The following is a 1,146-nucleotide window of genomic DNA, read 5'->3' on the forward strand; positions in this document are numbered from 1 at the left end:
AATAATATTGAAAGTCTAGACCTTTCTCAAAACACGTTACTGACTTATTTGGATTGCAGTAGTAATGACCTAGAATATCTAGACGTTTTTCAAAATGCTTTATTAAAAAAATTAGTTTGCAGTAGTAATAATCTTACAGTTCTAGACCTTTCTCAAAATAATTTATTAACGTTACTACATTGTGGTTCTAATAACCTTACAAATATAGACGTGACTCAAAACACTGTATTGACAAGTTTAGCTTGTTCATTTAATGGACTTACAACACTAGACGTTTCTCAAAACACTTTATTACGGTTTATACAGTGCGCAAATAATAATTTACCAAGCTTAGATATTACTCACAATATTGAGTTAAGGTACCTACACTGCTGGGACAATATCTTTTCATATATTGATCTTTCTCAAAATTTATTATTAACTAATTTGTACTGCTCTTATAATAACCTTTCTGATTTGGATTTATCCCTAAATGCGGAATTAAAGAATTTGAGCTGTACCGACAACCAGCTGTTATGTTTAAATATTAAGAATGGAAATAATTCAAATATGGTAAACTTCGACACACAACAAAACCCATATTTAGAATGTATAGAAGTTGACAATGTAACATGGTCTACTACTAACTGGTTAGACATAGATATTAACACTACGTTTAGTAATAATTGTAATCAATCATGTATCGTTGGAAATAAAAATATAGATATAGAATTACTTGAATTTGAAATTTATCCCAATCCGAATTCAGGAAATTTTACGATTCACTTAAATAAGGTAATTCCAAAATTAGTTCTAGCATTGATGAATGAGTTAGGACAAAAAGTATTTGAACAAGAATATCACTCAATAGATAGAGTGAATCTAAACCTAGAAATTCCAAAAGGAGTATACTTTCTACATTGTATGTTATCTTCTGGGGATAGTAAAGTTGTTAAAATTATAAAGACTGAGTAGTCTTAATTAAAATGCGCAGAACTTTGCTACCCCGTCAAGCTTCCCTCCGGTCAGCCTGCGTGGTAGCTGGAGTTGCCCAAGATACTCCGCTGCGCTCCGCATCTTGGGCAACGTTTTTCGGGCAAGCCCGTGTGGCACAAGCTTCTCCGCTGCGCTACGAACCTCGTACAACACGGGACATGCGGAAATTCA

General features: G+C 33.4%; 2 protein-coding genes. Both read left to right on the forward strand.

Annotation, left to right across the window (positions count from 1 at the left end; translation table 11 throughout):
- Positions 1-954 (forward strand): T9SS type A sorting domain-containing protein (locus A3EU_RS33400; RefSeq protein ID WP_156825933.1); only part of this gene is annotated, 954 nt, incomplete at its 5' end.
- Between the two features lie 11 nt (positions 955-965).
- Positions 966-1,146 (forward strand): hypothetical protein (locus tag A3EU_RS34910; RefSeq protein ID WP_211213977.1); only part of this gene is annotated, 181 nt, incomplete at its 3' end.

The sequence above is a fragment of the Lewinella cohaerens DSM 23179 genome (assembly GCF_000379805.1).
Taxonomy (GTDB): domain Bacteria; phylum Bacteroidota; class Bacteroidia; order Chitinophagales; family Saprospiraceae; genus Lewinella; species Lewinella cohaerens.